Annotated in this window: 1 protein-coding gene and 1 pseudogene; both read right to left on the reverse strand. The window is 45.8% G+C overall.

Going from position 1 to position 1,107, the window contains the following annotated elements; genetic code table 11:
* Positions 1 to 365: 365 nt before the first annotated feature.
* On the reverse strand, positions 366 to 563 hold the full coding sequence (locus DW677_RS16680; RefSeq protein ID WP_117485702.1) for a hypothetical protein: 198 nt from the start codon (positions 561 to 563) through the stop codon (positions 366 to 368).
* A 14-nt stretch (positions 564 to 577) separates the two neighbouring features.
* Positions 578 to 1,107: pseudogene (locus tag DW677_RS18560) on the reverse strand (hypothetical protein); the annotation flags it as partial.

Consider the following 1,107-nt stretch of genomic DNA (forward strand, 5'->3'; position numbering starts at 1 on the left):
TTTTAAACGTTTTATTTGAAATAGCACAACAGGTTAAGTTATCAACCACCACTTCAAGTGGTGGTTTAATATTAGCCCTCCAAAGGGCTATTACTACTGCTCGCCCCGAAGGGCGGTATCGCAAGCACTGTTACTGGCTCCGCTATAAAGCGGTACTACTGGAATCCTCTCTTCTTGAGTCTTCTGCTTGCTCTCTTATATATTTCTGTACGACTTCCTCTGTTATTTTCATCAAAAGGATCTGTCTCAGGACGAACCAGTTCCCGGGATATCCGATGATCCTTTCCGGTCTTTTTAGCGCAAGAAAACCAAACAGCCATCACAGCCATTTGGTTTTCTTAAAATTACTTCTTCTTTTTTACTTCTTAGATCCTTCTGTTCTCATGGATTCCCAGCACTACTGCACATACTGCTGCGATCACAAGTCCGATCCAGAAGATGAATGCGTCTGCAGCACAGTGCTTTTCCGTGACGAACAGCAGGACACCTATCAGGATATATACTGCAAACAGTATGACTTCCACTACAATGTATAATTTCTTATTCGGTTTCGTGTTTTCCATGTCTGTTTTCCTCCTTAGGCTTCTTCTGACTCATCACGGAGCTTCTTCACACGTACTACGGTATAACCCAGGATTACAAGGAGCCATACAATGGGGATCCAGTGGAAACCACATTCACCAAACGGTATATGGCTGTCACTGTCCGTACCATTCTCAACGCTGTCGCTGTCTGCATGGATGCTCTCCTCTTCCTGTATGCCATCTGCATCACTTCCGTCTGCATCGCTGCCATCTGCATCACCTGTCAGGCTGCTTTCATCCGCAGCATCGTTCAGGCTGTCATCCTCTGCCGGATCCTTCTGCCCGGCATTACTGTTGCCGGTACTGTTTCCTTTATTTCCTTTATGGGCATTATTTCCGGAATCATTGCCGGCTGTATTACCTGCATCTGGTGTATTACCTGTGTTACCTGTACTTCCGGAATTGTTATTCCCATTGGTATTGGAGTTATCACCACCGTTATTGCCGCCGTTGTCTCCGGAGTTATTTCCGGAGTTATTTCCGGAGTTATTTCCGGAGTTATTTCCGGAGTTGCCTCCGCCGT

This window comes from Clostridium sp. AM25-23AC (assembly GCF_003435125.1).
Classification (GTDB): domain Bacteria; phylum Bacillota; class Clostridia; order Lachnospirales; family Lachnospiraceae; genus Pilosibacter; species Pilosibacter fragilis.

Bases quoted from the DNA above. Each gene is read 5' to 3' on its own strand.
- DW677_RS16680 (WP_117485702.1), bottom strand. From the start codon at position 563: ATGGAAAACACGAAACCGAATAAGAAATTATACATTGTAGTGGAAGTC.